1 protein-coding gene (running past one end of the window) is annotated in these 24,423 nt (G+C 61.3%); it reads left to right on the forward strand.

Annotation, left to right across the window (positions count from 1 at the left end; translation table 11 throughout):
* Nucleotides 1–24,423 carry the 5' portion of an autotransporter-associated beta strand repeat-containing protein gene (locus U1A53_RS11965; protein WP_322281157.1) on the forward strand. 6,993 nt of this gene lie beyond the right edge of the window, so the window shows 24,423 of its 31,416 coding nt (coding positions 1–24,423); its start codon is at nucleotides 1–3; its stop codon lies off the right edge, out of view.

The following is a 24,423-nucleotide window of genomic DNA, read 5'->3' on the forward strand; positions in this document are numbered from 1 at the left end:
ATGAAAACACTTCGCCATCATCGCCTCCTGCTCGGCTGGTTCATGACCGTGCTGGTATTCTGCCTGCAAGTCGCCACACCGCTCCAGTCAGCCACGTTTTACTGGGGGGAGCCAGGGGATGCCGGGAATCCGCAATACGACGCTGATTGGAACACGACAGACGAGACTTGGTATCCCGATGCTGATGTGAACCTCGATGCGACAACTTGGGACAACGGTGCATTTAACATTGCCGCGTTCGGCAATGCCGCTCAAACTTTTTTGGGCGGGCCGAGTCTGGTGACGCTTACTGAAAATATCACCGCCGGAGGCTTGAGGTTTGAGGTGGGGGGCGTCGAACTCTCCGCACAGGACGACATGACTCTGCTGAACCTGGAAGTGGCTTCGGGGGTGCCTACGATCACCTTTGTGGGTGATTCCAGTTCCTTCACCGAAGATTTGACGGCGACGCTGACGGCCGGACTGACCGGGAACCAGGGCTTGGTGGTTCAGTTTGAGGAGACCGGCACAGTGGGATCTTTTGGAGGCAGGCTGATTCTGGGTGCCATTCCAAGCGGAGGCACGGTGCCCTTTGCCAACAACTTGACGGGCGGCATCACCCTCAAGAATCGGACAACCATCCAGGCGCTCATTGCCACCGCGAATCCGAATCCTCTGGGGCCTCTGGGCCTCGCTAACAAGCTGACCCTGGAAGGTGGAGCGACGCTGGAACTGCGGGGAACCGCGAACCAGGCAGCGGGGATCTCGGGGCGCGTTTTTGATACCATCACGGCAGCGACTCCCAATGGCACCAGCAACTCCAGCCGGGTGGACTTTAGCCAGATCGCCACGGGGAAGGTGCTGCCGACGACCACGCTTGGTACCACCGCCTCCTCCGGAGCGACTCTCATCACCATCAATCCGATTCCCGGGGTGGACATTCCCACGAGTACCATCGCCGTGGGGCAGAGTGTTTCCGGAGCGGGTGTTCCGGTAGGATCAATCATCGCCTCCATCGTGAACGGGACTCAGTTTACCATCAACAACAGCCTGACCGGGGCCAATCCCACGGTGACGGTGACGCCCGCACTGGCCTCGTTGTCACTTCCGGTGGGTCCGACCCATGTGGTTGGAACTTTGGGCGGGAATGCGGCATCCACTTCGATACGCTATACGAATGCCGCCGGGGCGGTTGTAACCCTGCCCGGATACGGGGTGCAATGGGTGGGCAAGCTGGACATCAGCGGTGCGGGCGAATACTCCTTCTTTGGCAGCCCCGACGATGGCGCGAGAGTGTTCATCGACGGCGTGCTGGTGTTGAACAACGATGGTGGCAAGGGAGCCACGGATTTGTCGAGCGCACCGGTCAGTCTGGCCAAAGGGCTGCATGAAATACGTGTGGATTATGTGCAGGGAACAGGCGGCGGTTCCATGAACCTGGGCTACTCCGGCCCTGACACGGCTAACGCTCGCACCGTCATTCCCCTGCTACAGGCGGAGACCAATTCAGCCGCCGGTTCCAGCAATGCGATCTTTCTGGGCAACGAGGTGCATCTCACCGGGAATGCGACGATCAAGCTGATCGGCGATGATTTTACCTCGGCCAAGATGGGGGCGCTGATGCTGAACACGGGCCGGACATTGACCGTTGAATCGCGCCTTCTCACCGGCGCGTTGATCACCGGAAATTCGGATGGCTTCGGCCAGACGCTGCGCTTTGGCGGCGGCACGGCGGAAACACCGAGCACAACGCCGACCTTGTTTGGGGATGCGGCGGGGGGCAATGGCACGGTGACGATTGCCGCCGATCCGAACGTGGCGTTCGACGGGGTGGTCTCCGATGAAGGTCGAACCATGACGATTGTCAAAACGGGTGCCGGTCGTTTGTATTTCAGCGGGACGGCGAGCGCCAATTCTCTTCAATCGGGAACCACCATAGAGATTCAGGACAGCAACCTCGTGCTGGTGGGCGGCACAGCTTCCGGAGCCTTCAATCCGATCGGCAGCGCAGGCATCAAGCTCAACGGAGGTGGATTGATTCTGGATTCCAAGGGCGCCACATTGACAGGAACGGGACCGACGTTTGCCAACTCGGTCACGGTTCAGCAAAATGCGACGATTCAGAGCGTTGTGAATGCGGCGACGACCACGCTGGGAGGAGTTGGAAAAACAATTGTGATCGGTTCTGGTTTGACCCTGACGCTGGATGCGATCTCCGGCGGTCGTCCAGCCACCGACCCAGGTGCCACGCTTGCGATTGCCGGAAACATCAGCGGCGGCACCAATACCAATCTGCTGATTCGGTCCACTTTGATGAATGCGGGGAGTCTGCAGGGGCCGCTGGCCTCCAGTCTCGCCACAACGGCGCAGCCTGCGGTGGGAGTGCTCCCCGCCACGCTCAACAACACGGCGACGGTGACGGTGGCCAGCACCGAGGGACTGGCGGCGGGGCTTGCTGTCAGTGGCAGCGGAATCCCCGGTGGAACGACCATTCTCTCCATCGACAGCCCAACCACATTCACCCTTTCCGCCAGTGCGACCGGCACGGGCAATGTGACGCTGAGTCTGGTGCTGCCGACACCCTTGGTCGGCTTTAGCACGGCTGCGCGCGGCATCGTGGCGCTGCGGGGAGACAATACGGGTTTTGACGGAGATGTGGATGTGGGGCCTGGTGCTGTGCTGCGGGTGGAAACTGCCAATTCGCTCAAGGGCAATGATGTCAACTTGGGCATCAACAGCACGCTGTCATTGAGTTCGGATGGGGACGGGACCGGCGGGCTGGAGAACTTCGCCTACGACCTGCACCTGACGATGCAGGGCAATGGCACCCTGACCGTGGGACGATTGGGAACGTCACAGGCTCCCCTGTTCACGCAGGCCGCCAACAAGACGTCCCAAGTGGCCACGCTCGCCTTGGGAAGAAGCACGCTCACGGTGGCCAACAATAACGGCTACGGATTTGAGGTGACTGGACAGACCACACTCAGCGGCGCACCAACGATCATCGTCAACAACGCTTCGACCTCCAACGTGGTGCCGGGGCTGACGCTGAGCGGAGTTCTGACCGGAGGCGCCACCTTTGTCAAGGCGGGCAACGGCACCCTGGTGCTCGACAATGCCGGGAACGACTTTGGCGGCGGGTTCGACATCAGCACCACCGGCAGTTCTGGATCCAACCAACTGACCACGGCCACCACCGCCTTCTTGGTGGTGGGCGAGCCTGTTAGCGGGGCTGGCATCCTGGCCAATACGGTCATTTCCGCCATCATTGACGGCACGACGTTTCAGATCAGTCAGAACCTTAACGCAGCCAATTCAGGACTAACCACCGTGACGCCGCAGATCGAAGTCACCGGCGGCGTGCTGGCGGTCTCCCATGACGGAGCGTTCGGTGCTGCGGCAAACCGGGTGAGGTTGAATGTTCCCGCCGCAAGTGGCGCGGGTCTGCGGATCATCGGCGACGTCACCACCACCCGCACCATTATTCTGAACCAAGCGAACAATGCGGTGGATGTCACCGCCGGCAACACGCTGACGATGAACGCGGCGTTCTCGATTCCGTTTGCCACCAACAACCTGCAGAAGAACGACCTGGGCACGCTGGTGCTCACCCAAAATCAGACGGACTGGAACGGCAACCTGACCGTGGGTCAGGGCGTGGTGAGGGTCAACAATGCGGGGGTTTTTGGCAACACTGCCAGCTTCAATCCTTCCACCAATGTCACAACAGCCGGCACGCTCATCGCCAACGTGGCGGCGGCCTTGGAGCTGACCGGGAACATCAATATCGGTGAGACCCTGGTGTTCAGTCCCGGCAATAACAACACCTCCAACGGCATCAACGCCGGTGGTGCCCTGCGCAGTGTTTCGGGGAACAACATCTGGTCGGGAGCCATTACTTTTTCTGGTGCCAGCGGGACGGACAACCAGATGCGTGCCGCGCTGATCGGGGTGGACGCCGGTTCGTTGCATATCACTGGGGAGATCGCCGGGCGGGTCGGCACCGCCGGTACCGGACGCGGGTCATGGATCGGCCTCACAGGCGCAGGCACGGGCTTCATAGACACTGCCATGACGCACAACGGCACTCTGGCGAATGGCATCTATTCACTGGCGAAAGTCGGGAGTGGCACCTGGAACCTGACTGCGGCGAACATTTTCTCCGGTCAGAACGTGTATGTGAACCAAGGCACGCTGGCCTTGAACGGTGCGGGAACCCTGGGGGTGCCCGGCACCGGCGGCGGCGCTGGCACAGTGGTGGTGACACTTGGAGGAACGCTGTGGCTGGACAACAACGCCACCAATACAATCAATCGCCTCAGCAATCGCACCCTCAATCTGTATGGAGCCTTGGTCAATTATGATGGCAGGGCCAGCGCCACCTCGACGGAAACCACCACGGGAACGCTGACCTTCAATCCGGGGCACACCATCATCACCCTGACTGCGGGAGCGACCGGACAGGCCAACTTCACCACGGGTGCGGTGACGCGTAATGCCGGCAGCACCGTACTGTTCCGCGGCAGCAATCTTGGTGCCGTGGCGGGAGCCGATACAGCCACCATCCAGGCCACGGGGGCCGGTTATCTGTTCAACCTCGGTCAGGCAGGTGTGGCCGGGACGGCCAACAAGGGCATTCTCCCTTATGCGATCATTGATTCGACGTTCGACCAGTTGGGAGACTCGTTCGCCACGGCGGACACAGTGAACGGCCAGTTGCGTGCCCTGACGGCATCCGAATTTGTGCTCACGCTCACCAACAGCCAGGGCGGTGGTTTAGTGACGCCGTTGCCAATGAACGTGTCTCTTTCCACCAATCAGACCCTGTCTGCGGGACTCACCGGCAATGTGCTGACCGCCAACTCCCTCACACTCACCAGTGGCGGGAAGGTCACCCTGCAAAGCAGCCAGACGCTGACGCTGGACAGCGGGGGCCTGCTGGCTTTCACCGGCAATGTCGGGATCGTTGGCGGACGCCTCAGCACGACGAGCAGTCGTGAATTGATCGTTCATGCCCTCGGCAATCTCAACATTTCCAGCGCGATCGTGGCTTCGGCCGGCGGGATGGCGAAATCCGGTGCGGGTGAGCTGACTCTGTCCTCGACGAATTACTACACTGGCAGCACTCGGCTCAACCAAGGGACGCTGAAACTGGCTGGCGGGACCAATACGATTTTCTACAACAATGATTTCACTCTTCAGGGCGGCACGCTGGATCTGAACGGCAATGCGCAGGTGGTGAGCTCCTTCCGCACGGACATGGCGACCGCCCAGAACGCCAACTTCATCCCAGATGCGGGCGGAACTGTCATCAACACCTCTGGTTCCATGGCCACGCTGGGGATGGTCACGGGCGGCAGCTTCTCCGGCAAGATTGGCAACGCTGTTCTAGCAGACAGTGACATCGCGCTGGTGCGCGCCACGCCTGCGGGCAGCTTTGGCGACTGGAACATCTACACCGCCAACACCTACACCGGGCCGACGTTGCTGAACGGCGGGCGCACCCAGCTTCTCGGCACCGCCACGCTACAGGGTACTTCCGCCATCGAAATCAGCCAGGCCACGCTGCTGATTTCCAACGGCAACGCCACCAGCATTCTGGATCAGAACATCAACACCCGCATCAATGATGCGGCTGGAATCACACTGCGCGGGGGCATGCTGCAATACCGTGCGCGTTTTGGCTCCGAGGGCTTTGAGGATTTTGGGGCGCTGACGCTTGCCGGAGGCAACAGCGTCATTGATGTCGCCGAACCGGGCACCGGCATCAACAGTTCCACGATCACCTTTACGGATCTCACTCAGCAGCCCGGCTCGCACGGCACACTCAGATTCCTCAACGTGGATGGCACCATCGACAATCAGCGCGCCCGCGTTTATTTCGACAATCTCAACGGGTTCCCCACGACCACCGTGGGAGCCGGTCTCGTCAATAACTTGATCGGCGGCTGGGCGGTGTTTGAACGTGAGTTTGCCAGCTACACACCGGGAACCGGCGTCGGGGCGCTCAACACGGTCGGTTATGCCGGCTATTCCCCCAATGATATCAACGCCGGAGGGGCGGCGGACAACATCCGCATGACTTTCCCCGCCGTGACCTCCACCGGCAGCATCGGCAAGAACATTCTGACCGTCGCCAGCACGGTCAATCTGAGGGTGGGAGATGCCGTGCTGGGGACCGGAGTCCCTAACGGTTCCCAGGTGTCAGCCATCATCAATGGTACCCAGTTCGCCATCACCCGGGATCTCACCGCAGCCAATCCGACGCTCACGCTGCCGCAGACCGTTTCGCTGACGGCAGATCGGACGGTGAACAGCCTGGCCATGCTCGTCTCCGGCAACAGCACGCTGGATCTGAACAATAAAACCCTCAACCTGGTGAGCGGTGGCCTGATCGCTTCGCAGGGCTTTGATTCTACTGGAACTGTATCTGTGGTGAGCAGTTCGACGAGCAGCCCGACGGTGATTGTGGGCGGCCTGCCATCGACCTTGGTGGTGGGATCCTCACTGCTCGGATCGACAGTCACCGCCGTCAACGGGACCACGATCACGCTGGCGGGCAACGCCAGCGCCAACATTTCGGGCCCCTCGGACCAGACGTTTTTGAGCGCCCTTTCCATGCCAGTCACCATCGCCAATGGCTCGTTGACGGCCGGCGGGACGCCCGGCACTGCCGCCGATCTTTATCTGCATGCCTTGAATTACCTTAATGGCCAGGATCCCTACAACCGGGATCTGGTGGTCAGCGCGAACATTGTGAACAATGGCGCCGGAGCCGTCACCCTCGTCATCAATGGGGCCGAAGGCAGAAGCGGCACCAGATTTGGCACCAACGAGGTGTTCCTGACCGGCAGCAACACGTACACCGGCGGAACCTTTGTGAATGCCGGCAAGGTCGTGGCGCGGTCCGCCGGGCAGGCCTTCGGTACAGGCAATCTGACGATCACCGGCGGCTTCAGCACCAATGGTAATGGCTTCATGGAGAACTCAACTCTGGTTCAGTTCGGTGCGTCCAATCAGGTTGCCAGCGGAGCCACCGTTTCACTGCTGGGCGGTTCCACCCTTGACTTGAATGGTTTCAATCAGACGCTGGGCGGTTTAGTCGTCAACAACACCGGCGGCAACACCCCCACGCTCAGCATCAGCACCGGCACTCTGACCCTAAGCGGCGGCATCACGGCGACTTCTTCCAATCTGGGCAGCGTTTCGACCATCAGCACCGGCATTCTCACTTCCAGCGCCATCATTGGCAGTCCAACGGTCCTCGTGGGATCGACCGCAGGTCTGGCGGTCGGCACTGGGGTGAGCGGCACCGGCATTCCCGCCGGGACAACGATTGCCGCCATCCCGGATGGCCGACACATCACGCTTTCCGCCAATGTGACGGGCACCGGCACGACACTGACCTTCAGCCAGGAGATTATCTCGTCGAGTACGGTGAGCGGCAGCGCGACGGTCACTGTGGCGTCCACCGCACGTCTGTCGGTCGGTGCGCCGGTCAGGGGCGCAGGCATTCCGGATGGAGCGACCATCGCCGCCATCGTGGACAGCACGCACTTCACCCTTTCCGTCAATGGCACGGCCGCCACGGCCACGGTCACCAATGCCAGTGTGCCGCTGACCTATGCGGTGGCGGGCGGCTTTGCCCCCCTGACCTTTGCCGGACGGGGGTCTCTGGCACTCAGTTCCGGTCCCTCCCACATCTTCGATGTCAGCGCGGTGACGGCCAATGGGGTCAGCCTGGCGCCGTTGCTGCCCACTTTGAACATCACTGGTATCATGACCGGCGCTGGTGCCAGCATTGACAAAACGGGCAATGGAATCCTGCAACTGGGGGGGGCCAACACCTTCGACGGCGGGGTGGATTTGCAGAACGGCGGCATTCTCTTTGGCTCCAGCAGTGTTTTTAACGATGACACCAATGGTGTGGTCACGGCCGGCCCGCTTGGCACCGGCACATTGACCCTGTCGGGAGCAAACAATCTCACGCTGCTGACCAGCGCCAATCAGGTGATTGGCAATCCGGTTTCAGTGACCTCCACGGGGGAATTCAGGTTCAACAGCACTGTGGCGACAGGCAGCAACCTGACCCTGAGCGGCACGGTCACCTTGCCCAGCGCTGTCACCATCAATGTGATCAACCCCGGCATGACGGCGGCGCTTGGGATTATTACCCGCCAGACCTCGGCCGGTGCCATCACCATCACCAAGAAAGGCCTTGGCACGCTGGCTTTGGGTTCCGTGGTTGCGGGAAACACCATCGCTCTTACCCTTGATGCCAGCCTCAATGATGCCGGCAATCTTGCGCTGCTCAATGATGGCGACGGCACCGGATCACGCGAGACGATCGACAGCAAGGTCACGCTGACCTCCAGCGGTCCGGTGAATCTGACCGTCGGGCGGCTGGGCACCACTTACCTGCCGCTCTTCACCACGGCGGCCAACAAGAAGATCCAGATCGCCGGTGCCAGCGGCACCAGCTTTACCAGTGGTCCGTTGATGGTGACCAACAACACCGGCTATGGTCTTGAAATCACCAGTGCGGCCACCTTGGGTGCCGATCAGCTCATCAGCGTTTCCATCGCCTCGGTTTCCAACGTGGTGCAGGGCTTGACCCTCGCGGGAGTCGTCTCTGGCGCGTTTAGCATCACCAAAATTGGCACGGGCACCTTGGTGCTCGGCAGTGCCTCCAATAGCTTCGGTGGATCCGGGAAGATGATCGACATCCAAGGCGGCATCGTCTCAGTCGGCAACAATGGAGCGCTGGGCGATCTGGCCAATCAGGTGCGGCTCAATGTGAATGCCGCCACCGGCGTGGGATTACGCGCCACGGGAACTTTTGCCACCAGCCGTACCATCATCCTCAACCAGGCACTGAATGCCATTGAAGTGACGGCTGGCAATACCCTGACCTTGAACACCGCATTCACCCTTGGGGCGGTGAACAACGCGTTGCAAAAAAATGACAATGGCACAATGGAGCTGGCTGCGGCGAACACGACATGGACCGGCACGCTCACTATCGCTGCTGGAGCAGTCCGAGTGTCCAACGCCAGTGCTTTGGGCACGACCGCCGGCGCTACGACGGTGACGGGCACCGGGGCCGCTCTGCAACTTAGTGGGGTCAGCATCGCCGAACCGTTGACCTTGAACGGATCAGGCATCAACAACGGTGGCGCGTTGCAGGTATTCTCCGGTACCAGCACGGTCAGCGGCACCATTACCCTTGGATCGGCCACGACCATCGGCGCGGACTCAGGCACAACGCTCAATCTGACCGGCACCCTTAGCAGCGCACAAGCGCTGACGTTTGCCGGTGCGGGAGCAATCAACAAGACCACCACCGGCTTTGGAGCGGTCAGCTCGATCACCAAGATGGGCAGCGGCATGACCACGCTGAACGTGAACAGCGCTGCATTTGTCGGCGCGCTGGTCGTCAACGAGGGAACTTTCAAAATCACCGGCACCGGAGTCACCATCGGTGGAACGGGTACAATCACGATACAGGGGCCTTCTGGAGTGCTGTTGATCGACGACAGCGCGGGAGCGGCGGTCACCCATTTTTCTGGCGCTCGTGCGGTCACGTTGAACGGTGGCGCGCTGACTTATCTTGGCGGCACCGGGGCATACAGTCAGACACTTGGCGCTTTGACCACCAATCGTGGCAAGACCAATGTCATTACCTCTACTCGTGGTGCTGGAACCAATCTGACGACCTTCCTCCAATGGAACAACGGTGGTGATTCGAGCACTCTTTTCGCGGGGGCTGGGCTGGGGGTGGACGCCAACAACAGAATCATCTTTACCAATGCGCCGGGAGCAGCGGGCACTCTGGGGATGATCAACAATGTGATTCAACGTGCGACCCTGAATGGGACGGACTTTGTCTCCTATAATCACAATGGCACAGCGGCCAACACCAACGGCATCCAGACATTCACTGGTTACGTTACGAACAACATCATCGATAACACCGGACTGGTGGTGCCGCCGCCGACCGTTGTCGCCGCCACGGCGACCATGGACCTAACCGCAACGCCGGTTTTCGTGGGCACGACGAGCAGGACCGTCAATGCGCTCAAGCTCAGCGGCACGGGCATCAACCTCGGCAGCGGCATCACCACCCAGGGGGCCACGCTGACTCTCGCCGCTGGTGCCATCCTCAACACAGGGGCTTCCAACACCCTCAACGAGGCCCTGAGAATCCACTTCAACGTGCAGGCCTATCTGGCCGTGGCCGGAGGCACGACACTCACCAGCAACAGTCTCCTGACTGGCGGCAGTGGGTTTGTCAAAGACCTTGGGGGTACTCTTGTCATCAATGCGCCGGATGATCGGGCGGGCGTCGCCAATCTCAGTGGCCAGACGTTGACGGGAAATTTTGCGATCAACGCCGGTACGGTGAAACTCGGCGGCGGGAACAATACCCTGACGCCCAACCAGTTCATGCTCATCGCTCCTGGGGCCACGCTGGACTTGAATGGAACCTCCCAGTTCGTCTTTGGCATCCGCGGTGATGGCGCGGCGCTGCAGGGCAATGCGGGCACCGTCACCAACAGCTCTGTCAATCAGGCAGCCTTCATCATTGGAGCGGACAACGGCGGCTTCAACTGGGGCGGGGTGATCAAGGAGGATGCCGGCAAAGGAGCCATGAGCTTCCTCAAGAGCAGCCCGCAGCAATACAATTTCCTGAACGAGAGCACCCACAGCGGAGCCACCGTTTTTGCCGGTGGTGTCAATTTGCTGGCTGATGGCGGACGGTTGACCAACACCTCCTCCATCGCTGTCAACTACGCCTACCTGCAGCTCAACGACAACGTCATCTTCGCCTTGGCAAACCGGGTGAATCTCGCTGCCGACATCACCCTGCGCGGCGGCAGCCTGGTCTATCAGGGACGGATTCAGGCCGAAACCTCGCAGGCGGTGGGCAATGTCATCCTGGCGGAGGGCTACAACATGATTCAGGCGGCCAACGGCGGCACGGGCATCAATTCGGCCACGTTGAACATCCTCTCGCTCATTCGTCCGGTTGGATCGACCGCCACATTGCGTTTCCCGGACAACGGTCTCGGTGCGATTGGCAGCAACGGCCGGATTATCATCCCCACCTTCAACTTCAATGGCACGGACGTGTCCACCAGCACGGTGGGTGCCGGTCTCACGAACAACCTTATCGGCCCGTGGGCGGTGGTGGACCGTGAATTTGCCAGTTATGCACCACCTGCAACATTCACACTCAGCTCCACGACCGCCAATAGCAGCCAGACTGTCACGACCGCCAGCACTGCTGGTCTGAGCATCGGGATGGCGGTTTCGGGCGGCAACATCCCCTTCGGTTCGTACATCACCTCGATCGTGAACGGCACCACATTCACCATCTCAAACACGACTGCCGCCAGCGGAGAAGGGGTGGCCAGCCTAGTGTTCACACTGGCCTCGGTGGGGGTCGGGCGCCTCAACCAAGTCGGATATGCCGGTTACTCCATCAATACACTCAACGGTACTCCGTTGGCCACGGACAACATTCGCGCCACCGCCAGCGTGGGGCCGTTGGTGGCCGACACCACGGTCAACACCTTTGCCATGGTCAATCCCGGTGCTGCCCAGACCACGGTGGACCTCGGCGGCTTCCAACTGACGCTCCAAGGTGGCGGTTTGCTGCTGGCCCACAGTGGTGACAATCGCAACATCACCATCACCAACGGTACCATCACCAGCGGGACGCTGAACGTCGCCAGCGATCTGTATGTTCACGCGTTGCCCTATGGCGGCACCAACCGCACCGCCGTCATCGATGCGGCCATCGTGAACAACGGCACCGGGGCTGTGCGCATGGTGTTCTCTGGCAGTGATGGCGCGGCCAATCTGACCCTCAACGGCACGAACACCTACACCGGCGGCACGGTGGTCAATGGTGGTGTGCTGATCATCGGTGCGACCGGATCAATCGCCGGTGGCGGCATCACCATCAATGGCGGCTACAACTCCGGCAGCGGCATCCTGGCGCAGCAGGCGGGTGGGGTCATCGACTCCAGCAACATCGTCACGATCAACGGCACCGGTCTGTTGGTGCTCGCGGGCGAGCAAACGCTGCAAGGTCTTGTCTTCAATGGCAATGGTGGCGGCACCACCGTTCCCACGGTGAGTTCCGGCGAGGGACTGCTGACCATCGGTGCGGGCGGCATCGTCTCCACTCCCTTCAATCCTGCTGCCGCGCCCTTGTTGGTCGGTCGCATTGATCTGGGGCCGACGGCCAACACCGTCACGGTCAACACCTACGACTTCAACAGCTTCACCAACTTCGCACCAACCACGCCGGGCCTGATCATGGGCGGCGTGGTGGGGTCTTCGGGCGGCTTTACCAAGAATGGCAACGGCGTGCTGCAGATCAACCAGTCCACCTTCACCGGCGCGGTCAACGTGACGGCGGGGAACATTCAGTCCGGGGCCTTCAACAGCGGTTCCCGTTTCGCGGACTTGAATCTCGGCGCTGGCACCTCCCTCAACCTGAACGGCCAGGCCACGGTCTGGGGGGGCTTGGGCGGCAGCGGCTCGGTGTACAACACTGTGGCCAACGCGCAGACTTTGACGGTGGGCTTCAACAACAACGACTCCACCTTCTCCGGCCAGATCAACCGATTCAATGACGGCGTCCCCAACGGGGTGTTCCTGAACAAGGTGGGCACCGGCACCATGACCATCACCGGCACGCAGAACCCGCTGAGCGGTTCCACCGGCACCGTCACCATTTCCCAAGGCACACTGGCCTACTCTGGAGCGGCCGGCAAGGCACTGATGCCGACCCAGACGATCCAAAGAAGCGGCACTCTCCTGCTCGACAACAACAGCACCACCAGTACCAACGCCAACAACCGTCTGGCCTCGCCCCTCACCAGTGTGGCCAACTCCACTCTCAACATCAGCGGTGGCACGCTCAGGATCGTCGGCAACAGCGGCGTCAACACCACGGAACTGTTGACGACGCTCACGGTGGCCAATGGTGGCGGCCTGCTCGATCTGGAAGCTGATCCTGGCCGCAATCTTACTTTGACGGTGACGAATCTCTCCAGCATCAGCACGGGCGGCACAATGCTGCTGCGAGGCAACTTCAACGCGGTCGGTGTTTCCGGACAGCAAAACGGTTTTGCCAACCTTGCGGTCACCAACTTCCCACTCCTGTTCACGCAGTTGAACACCGGCAACGGCACTTTCACCATGAATACCCGTCCGGACATCATCGCGGACCGTTCCCTGACCGGTCTGGGCACAGCCTTCGTTACCAAGGACTCGGTTTCCGGCTATCTGAGGCCGCTGGCGGACAATGAAATGCGCACCACGCTGGCGAACCTCTCGCAGGATAATTTCTCCCTCAATTCCAACCAGGTGATCAACAACGGCTTCAATGCGGCCATCAACAGCGTGCGCCTGCTCAATGGTGGCGGGATCGGCGTCTCCTCGTCTGCCGGATATTCCTCAGAGGCCTTTGGCCTCCAGGGGCGCTGGGCTGGGAACCTTGTGAACGCCGGTCCTCTGACCGAATTTGTGCGGACGGGCGGTGTCATAGCTTTCGAGGGCAATGCCGGCATCACCACCCCCGGCCTGGGTGCCTACAGCGGCTGGTTCTACTTCCACACCATCGGCGAAAACACGAACCTCAACATCAGCAGCATTTTGTGGAACGTGGGCGGTGGTCTCGTCAAATCAGGAGCCGGCACGCTCACGCTCAGTGCCAGGAGCTACTACTATGGCAACACCATCGTGAACGAAGGCACGCTCATGCTCGATGGTTCGAATGACTCTCTTGGTCTGGTGCGGCCGGACCTCACCGCAACCTCGCATGTGGCCGCGTATTCCAATTTGTACATGAATGGCGGCAAAGTGGACCTCAATGGCGGGAGCCAGATGCTTGGCACCCTGGGCACCGCCAACGCGCTGCCAGTCGGGGGCGAGATCACCAACAGCTCCGCCACAGCGGCCATGCTGACCGTCAATACGGGCAGCGGCGTCTTTGGCGGCAGCCTCACCGGCAACCTAGGCTTCAACAAGAGCGGCAACAGCGACCTGATCCTCAGCAACGCCAACACCTACACCGGGGCCACCATCGTGAGCGGCAACACGCTCACCCTGCGTGACAGCGGTACGCTCTCCGGTACTTCCTCGGTGTCGGTGAATTATTCGCAGTTGCAGTGGGAGAACCGGGGCCTCAATCCGCTGGACAACTCCAATCCAGTTCGTGTGGCGGCCAGCGTCCCTCTCAATCTTCAGGGAGGAACCTTTACCATCCAGGGCGGCGGCTCGTTTGACACCACGGTGGCCTTCGACAACGTCGCCATCCAGCGCGGCGGCAGCATCATCAATGTGTTCCCCACGTTCAATGCCGGCAGCGCGGTGGAGCTTACCATCGGCAATCTGCAGCGTGCTGCGGCGGACCACGGCGTCGTCAATTTCGTCTCCAACGTGGGCATGGGCGGCTCCGGCAACAACAACAACGCCAGGGTGCTCATCTCCGCCGTGAACGGCGCAGGTTTCTCCGCCACGCAGTTGACGAACGGGATCATCGGTGGCTGGGCGGTCGTGAATGGCAACAGCTTCGCCACCTACAAAGATGGTGTGGGCGTGGGGGAACTGAGTTCCGTTGTGGGTGGCAATGTCTTTGCTGGTGGCAATGTGTTTCCGGCCTACAACGGCGGTGACCTCAGCTCCACCACCACCCAAGCGACGTGGAACATCAATGACACCTCCAATCGAACCCTGACTCTCTCCAAGGGTGTCAATTCCCTGCGCATGGCCAATGGGGGTGCTGCTCAGACCATCACTCTGGGCAGCGGCACAACCGCAGTGACGCTCACCCTTGGCGTGGGCCTTTTGACCAACACGGGACAGGCCACCAACATCGTATCCGCCAATGCGGCGTCGGCACTGACCGCAAGCGGCTCCGAGCTGTTCGTCTTCGTCAATCAGGGCACCACCACCTTCAACACCAGGCTCACGGGTGCGATTGACTTGGTGAAAAGCGGCGGTGGCACACTGACGCTGGGAAACATCACTGCCAACAGTCCCTCCAACGACTTCACCGGCACGACCTATGTCAACCAAGGCACGCTCAATCTCAATGCTGATGCCGTCCGGATCATGATTCCTGGGAATCTGGTGATCAACAACTCCACGGTGACGATGAACACCAACAAGTTCGACATCACCACCGGCCAGATTGCCGCGACCAGCAATGTGACGCTCAACGGCGGCGCCACTCTGAGCTTTGCCAACTATGGCGCCACCACCACCACGCTCGCCAGCCTCTCCTTCAACAATGAGGGCGGCGTCGCCCAGCCAGCCGTGCGATTCAACGCGCCCACCGCGCTGCACACTCTGAACCTGACCGCCGCCAATGCGATCACGGTCGTCAACAATAACCCCGGCACCACACCGCTCATCGCCGCCGCCACGAACAATGCGAACAACTCGTTGGTACAGTTCTCGAATGCCGCCCCGGTCATCCATGTCTCCGGTCTCTCGCCCGTCGGTCTGGTGATCACCTCGAAAATCAGCAGCACCGGGGCCGCCATTGCGAAGGAGGGCAGCGGCTCGCTGGCCTTGTTCGGCGCCAGCACCTATGCCCACGGCTTCCATCTCAAGGATGGCACGCTCATTTTTGGCCTTAACACCGTGGGCACCCCCGGCGCGCTCACCAGCGGTGCGATTGGCACAGGCATGCTGACCCTCGGTGGCGGCGGCCCTGGCACGAATCCGATCATCCAGGCTGCCAACCGGCTGGCCCCCTCGATGAACACCACCAATCTCAGCGCCAATGTCATCATCAACACCGGCAGCACGGCCACCAGCCTGGCCTTGGCCGTCGGTCAGGCGGTGGTGGGCAGCGGGGTGCGCACTGGATCGTTCATCACGAGCATCAACTCCGACACCAACTTCACGCTCTCACATGCCATGAACAGCACCAACGCGGCCAACTTCCTCCGGCTCAGCACCGTGGTTGGCAATGCCGTGACCCTGGCGGGGGATTTCACCTTCGGCGGCGACAGCCCGACCTGGCACCAGCACTATGACCTGACGCTGACCGGGGGCGTGAATCTTGGCGGCGGCTCGCGCACCATCACGGTGAGCAGCCCGTGGGCCTCCGGTTACATCAGCGGCCAGATCACCAACGGGGTGAATTTCACCAAGGACGGCGCTGGCATTCTCGTGCTGACCAATAGCAACAACTCTTGGAGTGGCACCACTCACATCAAGAACGGCATATTGGTGCTGGGCTCCCTCGCGGCAGGGGCGGACAACTTGGTGATCCCGGATGGTTCTGCCGTCATCATCGACGCCGGGGCGATGCTGGACATGGCCGGACGTCATGAGCGCATCGGCTCCCTGGCGGGCGACGGGGTGGTCACGAACAGCCACAATTCCATCGCCGGGTTTCCTAACTTGTTTTCGACCCTGACCGTGGGTGGTGACAACACCAGCACCGAGTTCTCCGGTGTGCTGACCGGAACCTCCAATCTGTTCGCGTTGGTCAAAGAAGGCAGCGGCACGCTCACCCTCAGCGGCGTTTTGAGCAACTACACCGGCTCCACCACGATCAACGGGGGAACGATCAGCATCAGCACTTTGGGCAACGGTGGCGCTGTCAGCGGCATTGGTGCGGCCAGTTTCGCCGCCGCCAACATCGTCCTCAATGGAGGCACGTTGAAATATACCGGCGTCACCTCGACGACCAACCGCTCACTGACCATTGGCGCGGGGGGCGCGACGGTGGATGCCTCGGGTTCAGGCGCCCTCACCATCAGCGCCGCCAACATCACCACCCTGGCCTACGGCACCACCAACCAAGCCCGCAGCCTGACGCTCACCGGCACCGCGAACGCCACCCTCGTCAATGTGTTCGGCAAGATCATCGCCAACAACGGCTCGGGGTTGACCACGCTCACGAAGGCAGGCACCAACACCTGGGCGCTCAGCGCAACCAACACCTACACCGGTGCCACCACGGTCAGTGGCGGCACTTTGGCCGTGACCACCGGCGGGTTGGCCAACACCGCCATCACCGTGCAGAACGGCGCCACGTTTGGTGCGCTGACCACGGGAACCTACAACACGGGTACAGCCCCGGGAGCAGGAACCGCCGGCTCTATGCTTACTTTGAATGCCGGTTCTTCCTTCACCATGGCCAACAATAACTCGGCAGGCACCTTCGCCCTTCAGCAGCAGGACAGCTTTGCGGGCAATAAGGGCTTGATCATCGGCTCGACGAACAATGCTGACCCCACGGTGCGCATGACCTTCGACCTCGGCGCCAGCTCAGGCCTGGTGGCGAACAATACGGACACCATCACGGTGTCCCGGGGCATTACGGTCAACCAAAGTGGTGCCACCGTCGCCATCCTGCCGCAGACCGGCATCACCAGCCTCACGATTGGTAATTATGACCTCATCACCTTCCTTTCGGGCGGTCTGACCTTGGGCGACCCGACCTTTGCCGAGGCATTCACCCTGGCCAGCAACGCCATCATCCTGGGCTCCAACCCCTACTCCCTGGACCTGGTCATGCTCACCAGTGCAGGGGCCGAGACCGCCCTCGTCGGTTCTGCCGCCCGGGTGGCTCTCAAAGTGACTGCTGCCGCGTTTGAAAACGCTTATTGGAAGGGCACCACCAACACTTCCTGGGCCACCAGCACCAACTGGTTCTCCAATGAGGCGGGCACCACCCCGCTCGGCGGCATCCCGGGAGCCTTCACGCATGTCTCTTTCACCACCGACACGGGGGCCACCAACCTCACCACATCCCTGGCGGGTGATCGGACCATCGCCAGCCTCACCTTCCGTGATGAAGCCACCGCTGCGGTGACCATCAACGACAATACCCTGACCATCATCGGCGCAGGCATCACCACCGAGGCTCTCAGTGGCGCTCACACCATCAACAGCAACGTGCGGCTTGGCTCCAATCAGATCTGGACCATCAACTCCGCGAATGCCCTGAAGGTCGATGGCCTGGTGAGTGACAACCTCTTCGGTTTCAGTCTCACCAAGGCGGGCGCAGGCACGCTCCTGCTCAATAACGGAGCGAACACGTATTCCGGTGCCACGACCATCAATGGTGGCGTGCTTGCCGTCACCACCCTGGCCAACGGCGGCTCCGCCAGTGGCATCGGTGCCTCGGGTGACGACGCGGCAAACCTCGTGATCAATGGCGGAACGCTGCGCTATACGGGAGGCACAGCCAGCACCACCCGCATCTTCTCCATCGGCTCCTCCGGCGGCACCATCGAGGCCTCCGGCACCTTTGTTAATGAGTTTAACACGGGTGCGCTGACCTTCGCCGGTGTGCAGTCCATGGGCTTCAACGGCCAGAGCGGGGCGCGCACGCTCACGCTCGGCGGTGCCAATGAAGGTCTTAACACATTGGTGGTGGCTTTGGGTGACTTCAGCACCGCACCTGCGGACAAAACCTCTCTCACTAAAACGGGTGACGGCACCTGGGTGCTGGCTCCCAACAATGCCATTGTTGGACTGTCCGGCACGATCCAAGGAGGGACACCAACCATCGTCAGGAATACGAACACGGACGGCCTGATTGTGAACCAGTTGATCACCGGAGAAGGCATTGCTGCCGGCACCTTTGTTTTCTCCATCGGCGTGGATGGCGCAGGAACCTTCCGGTTGAGCCAGGCCGCCATCGTGCCTGCCGAGGATGTCATCACCATTGATGGCGCGGATACCAGTGGCCTTCAGGAAAATGTCACCATGACCGATGCCCAGGGCAATGTCGGATCAGGACCTGGTTTCGATTACACCGTCATCGACATTCTTCCCTCCGACTCCATCACCGCCAGTTGGGATGGTGAAACTCTCACCGTGACCGTCGCGGACACCAGCGTTCTCATGGTGGGCGACACGGTGGACAGGAATGGCACCCCCAACCCCGAGGGCATCTACACCATCGATAGCATCGAATCCGCCGACAGCATGGTCATCAGCACCCCTGCGGCCACGACCACCATTAATGGTGTGGACACCAACGGCTTGATGGCCGGCACGAGGGTGAACGCGCAGGGCACCCCGGACCCTGAAGGCCTTTACACGGTGGAAACGATCCTGGCCCCAGACAGCTTTGTCATCAGCGCCCCCGTCACCGAGCAGAATTTCGTACTCAATGCCGCTCCCGGCAACGGCTACACGGGCGTCACCACCATTACCGGCGGCATCCTCAGCACGACGGACCTCCAGAACGGGGGAATCGCCAGCGGCATCGGCGCCTCCAGCAGCGCTGCAGCCAATCTGGTGATCAACGGCGGCTTCCTGCGCTACACCGGAACCGGAGCCACCACGGACCGTCTGTTCACCCTGGGGGCTGGTGCCACTGCCGGCGGCCTGGACGCCTCCGGCACCGGCGCACTGGTGTTTTCGAACACCGGCAGCATGGCCTTCACCGGTGTCGGCACTCGCACCCTCACGCTCACCGGCACGAGCGATGCCGCCATTGTCAACGTGCTGGCAGCCCTCATCGGCAATAACGGCGCGGATGCCACCTCCCTCTTGAAAAAAGGCTCCAACACCTGGCAGCTCAGCGGCTCCAGCACTTACACAGGAACGACGACCATCGAGGCAGGCACTCTGGTGGCTTCAGACATCGTCGGTGCGGGCAGCAACATCGGCAGCGCCAGTTCCGCCGTCATCTTGGGCGGCGCGTCCACGCAGGGCACGCTCTCCTATGTTGGCAATACCGACACCTTCACCCGCGGCTTCACCGTCAGCGCCGGAGGTGGCCGCGTGGATGTCGTCAACAGCGGCACGACTCTCACCATCGGCACCGGAAATGTGGACATGGCGGCCAATGGCAGTGTCACCTTCGGCGGTGCGGGCAATACGTTCATCACCAGCGCGATTACCGCCGGCAGCGGTGGTGTCATCAAGGAAGGAGCGGGAACTCTGCGGCTCTCGAACAATTCCAATGCCTACACCGGCGCCACAGTGGTGAATGCGGGCGTTCTGCAGGTGGGCTTGAGCAACGTCGGTCGGACGGGCACGGGGGCCACCACGGTCAATGCTGCGGCCACTTTGGCAGGCAGCGGCCTTATCAACGGCACGGCCGGAACCGTCGGCAACAACTTCACGGATGGCACAAATCATGTCTTCAACAGCGGTGCGGTGCTCCAGCCAGGAGACAATGCAGGTGCCAGCATCGGCACCCTCACCTTCAATGGCAATCTGACGCTCAATGACGGCTCCTTCTCCAGCTTCCAGGTTGTGAGCCGCACCTTGCTCGACACAACCATCCTCACCAAGCTCCTCTCCGGCGAGTATGACTCCATCGGCGGCCATCGTGACCTCAAGGTCGTCGAAACCGGACCCAGCTCCTGGAATGGAACGGCGGTCCCCGCCGGTGCGCATGACTCCATCGTCATCAATGGCGCGTTGATCCTCAATCACAACACGTTCACCATTGTGGATGGTGGTTTCGTGGCTGCGGCCGCCAGCGGACAGGTGTTTGACCTTGGCGACTGGCTGGATCTTGACGCCGTGTCTTCCTTTAATGTGGGCACCAACTACCGCAGCGGCGGTTCGGGTGGTGGTGATCTGATCCTGCCCACGCTGAGCGGTGGTCTGGTTTATGACGTCAGCCAGTTCGCCACCTATGGCATCTTCACCATCATCACTCAGCCTTCGGTGATCCCGGTTTTGATGAACAGCTACAACGTGGCCGGGGGCGGCAGTTGGAACACCGCCACCAACTGGCGGCCCGCTACAACGCCGAACTCCATCGGCGGCATCGTCAATCTCACCTCCAACATCACCTCCAATGCCGTGGTGACGCTGGATGGCACGAAGAAAGCCGGCATCATCATCATCGGCGACCAGAACAACAGCAATCACTTTGAAATCCGTCCAGGTACTGGTGGCAGTCTGAACTTCGACAATGGCGACTATGGCCGCGCGCTCCTGAGCAAGGTGCTGTCGAATTCCAACTCGGTGGGCATTGATGTCATCAACGCCCCCGTGCTGCTGTCCAGTGGTCTCAACATCAACGTGAACTCCGGTGGCGCGGGTGCGCGTTTGGACATCAGCGGTGCTATCTCCCAGGACGGCGGGGCAAGGGATGTCACCATCATGGGGGCCGGGCGTGTCACTTACAGCGGTCTGGCGGCCAACACCTACACGGGCCTCACCACGGTGTTCAGCCGTGGCTTTGGCGACGCCACCAATCCGCAGCTCGTGCTGGCCAAGTCGGCATCTCTCCTGGCCGGAGCCAGCATCTCCACCTCTTCCGGCAGCACCACTGTCACGCTGACCAGCGGCAGCACTTCGAACCTCTTTGTGGGCATGCGCATCAGCGGCAATCCCAACATCCCGGTCAACGCCACGATTTCCAGCATCACCAACGACACCACCTTTGTCATTTCTGCGGCCGCCACCGCGACAGTCTCTGGCGTGGGCACGAATTTTGGCTCCTACTCCGCCACCACCGCCTCTGGCTCCGCCACGGTGACGCTGACCGGTGGCAACACCGCCGGTTTCTACGTCGGCATGCCGATCACCGGCAACGCCAACATCCCGGTGGGCACCACGGTGGCCGCTATCACGAATGCCAGCACGTTTGTCCTCTCCACGACTGCGACAGGCGCGGGAACGGGGGTCGTCACCAGTTTTGGCACAGACATCGTCAACGGGGCCATCATCGGCAACCTCAAGCTTGGCAACATGAGCCAGGGTGGGCTGGGCAGCACCGTGGTGCATCTGGGCGGCAACAACCAGATCGCCGACACCTCCATCATCAGTTTTGATGGCGGGGTTGGCGGTTTCGCCACCGGCAACGGCGGCAATAACCCCTACTTCAAGCTGATGGGCTTCAGCGACACCGTGGGCGGCCTCTCCGACTTCACCGCCAGCGGGGTGATTGAAAATACGGAGGGTGAAAACCTCATGTCCGACAGCACCCTGACGTTGAACACCAGCGGCGTGAACTACTACAACGGCTTCATGCGTGATCGTGCCAACAATACCGGCTCCGGCGTCTTGAACCTCGTTGTTGCAGGCACCGGAACGCAGGTGCTCGCGCTGGGCAACATCAGCTACAGTGGCAGCACCACCATCAACTCTGGTGCCACCTTGGTGCTCGAAAGTACCACCAACTTCGGCAACAGCAATGGCGGTGCCGCCGCACAGACCGGACCCCGGACCATCTCCAACAGCGGCACGCTGGTCATGCGCATCAACAACGGCGTCACCTGGAATTTTGCCAGGGTGGCGGCGGGCACCGGAGCCTTCGTCCGTGACGGCGGCACCGGCACGCTCAACCTCAATTTCAGCAATCCGGCGCTGAACTCCACCTACAGCAGCGGCAACACCACCGTGACCGTGGCAAGCACGGAGGGCCTCGTCGCCAATATGGCGGTCTCCGGCGCTGGCATTCCCGCCGGGGCCGTCATTCAGCAGATTCTCAGCCCCACGACCTACCAGCTCTCCGCCGCACCCACTTCCCCCGGCACCAACCTGAGCCTGACCTACCGCTCGGGGAACTTTGGCGGCGACATTTCCGTGCTCGAAGGCGGCACGACGAATTTCAACTCCGCCACCAGCACCGCCGGCGCGTTTAACCTCACGGCCCGCACGGCGCTGACCACGGTGAACTGGAACTCCGCCCTCACCGTTCAAGGCGGGCTCAACGTCGTGGGAACGGGGGACAATGTGCTTGATGGAGCCATTCTCAACATCTCCTCCGCCAGCGCGGTCACCGGAGCTGTCAATCTCCGGCTTGGCGACATGAACATTTTCGGTGCCAGCGGGGCACTGGGCGCGGCCACCACCGCCATCAACATCTATGGCACGGGCGACACGCGCACCACCAGCTTAGTGGGACTGGAACTGAGCAATGGCAGCGGGACGACTAACAGCAACCGCCTGGGCGACGCCACTGCGGTCAACCTCCACTCTGGGCGTTTCATGTTGACCGGAAGTGGCGGTGGTGCGGTCACCTCTTCCGAAACCGTCGGCGCATTGTCCCTGCTCGGCGGTGCCAGCTATGTTAGCAGCGTCAATATCAACGCCGCCAGCAACGCCCTGACGTTTGTCAGTTTTGGCACCCGTGCGGCGGGATCCACGCTGACCTTCGATTCCCTCAGCAGCACCTTTGATACTGGCGGCACCATTACCGTTTCCAGCGGCCTGGCAAACACCAACAACATCATCGGCGGCTGGGCGATCCGCTCCACCAGCAGGGATGTGAGCGGCAACCAGACGCAGTTCCGCGAGTGGGCCGCCATCAACGGCAGCAACCAGATCGTGGCGCTGGCGGAAGGCAGTTATGAGACCGCCGGAACCGGCAGTTGGGGCAGCACGGACAACGTTAAACTGAGTTCCGCCCAGACCGTGACATTGCCCACGACCATCCACTCCCTGAACATCCAGGACACCACCGGACGCACGCTTACCATCAATCCCGGACTCACGCTCATCGTCAACAGCGGAGGTATCCTCTCCACGCGGGCCACCCACACCATCACGGGAGGGACACTCACTGCCGGGACTTATGGGGGATCACTTTCCCCGTATGAACTGAGCTTCCATCTGCCGACCAACCAGCTCAACGTCAATAGCATCATTGCCAACAACGGGGCAAATGCGGTGTCCGTGGTGAAGTCAGGAGCCAGTGTGCTGGTGCTCAGTCCCGGCTTCAACCGTGCCACGTCGTATGTCAACGGCAGCACCACGCTGACGGTGACAGGCGGCGGCGGCGTGGCCGATCTGGTGGTGGGTGCCCGTGTTTCCGGTGCCAACATCCCCGCCGGAGCGACCATCGTCAGCATCAACACTGGCAACAACACGGTGGTGATTTCCGAGACCCCGACAGCCAGCGGCACCAATGTCGGTCTCAGCTATGGTCTGTTCAACACCTACACCGGCAGAACCTACCTCAACGAAGGCACCGTCCAGATTGCGCGTGAGTCAGATCTCGGCGCCAATCCAGTCAGCCTGACCGCCGACCAATTGACGTTCAACGGCGGCAGGCTCCTGGCCACCGGTGATTTTGCCCTGGATGACCCGAACCGCGGCATCACCATCAATGGCGGAGACGCCGTGTTCAGTGTGAGCAGCAACCGGACCCTGAAGATCGGCGGCAGCCCCATCAATGGCGTCGGCGGCAGGCTGATCCTCAGCGCTTCCAGCGGTGTCACGGGTGTCCTGCTGGTCGAGGGCAACCATGACCTCTCCGGTGGCATCGAGACGCAAGGTGCCAACAACTCGACGACGGGCGCGCTGAGTTCCACCTTCACCAACGGCAGTACGACGGTCACGGTCACCTCCACCTCCGGTCTCCAGATCGGCGCCGTTGTGACCGGCAACGACCTGGATTTGGATGGTAATCTTGATGACATCCCGGCGGGCACCACCATCGCCAGCATCATTGACGAGACGCATTTTGAACTTTCCACCCCC

Origin of the sequence: Prosthecobacter sp. (genome assembly GCF_034366625.1) — a bacterium.
In the GTDB taxonomy this organism is placed as follows: Bacteria; Verrucomicrobiota; Verrucomicrobiia; order Verrucomicrobiales; family Verrucomicrobiaceae; genus Prosthecobacter.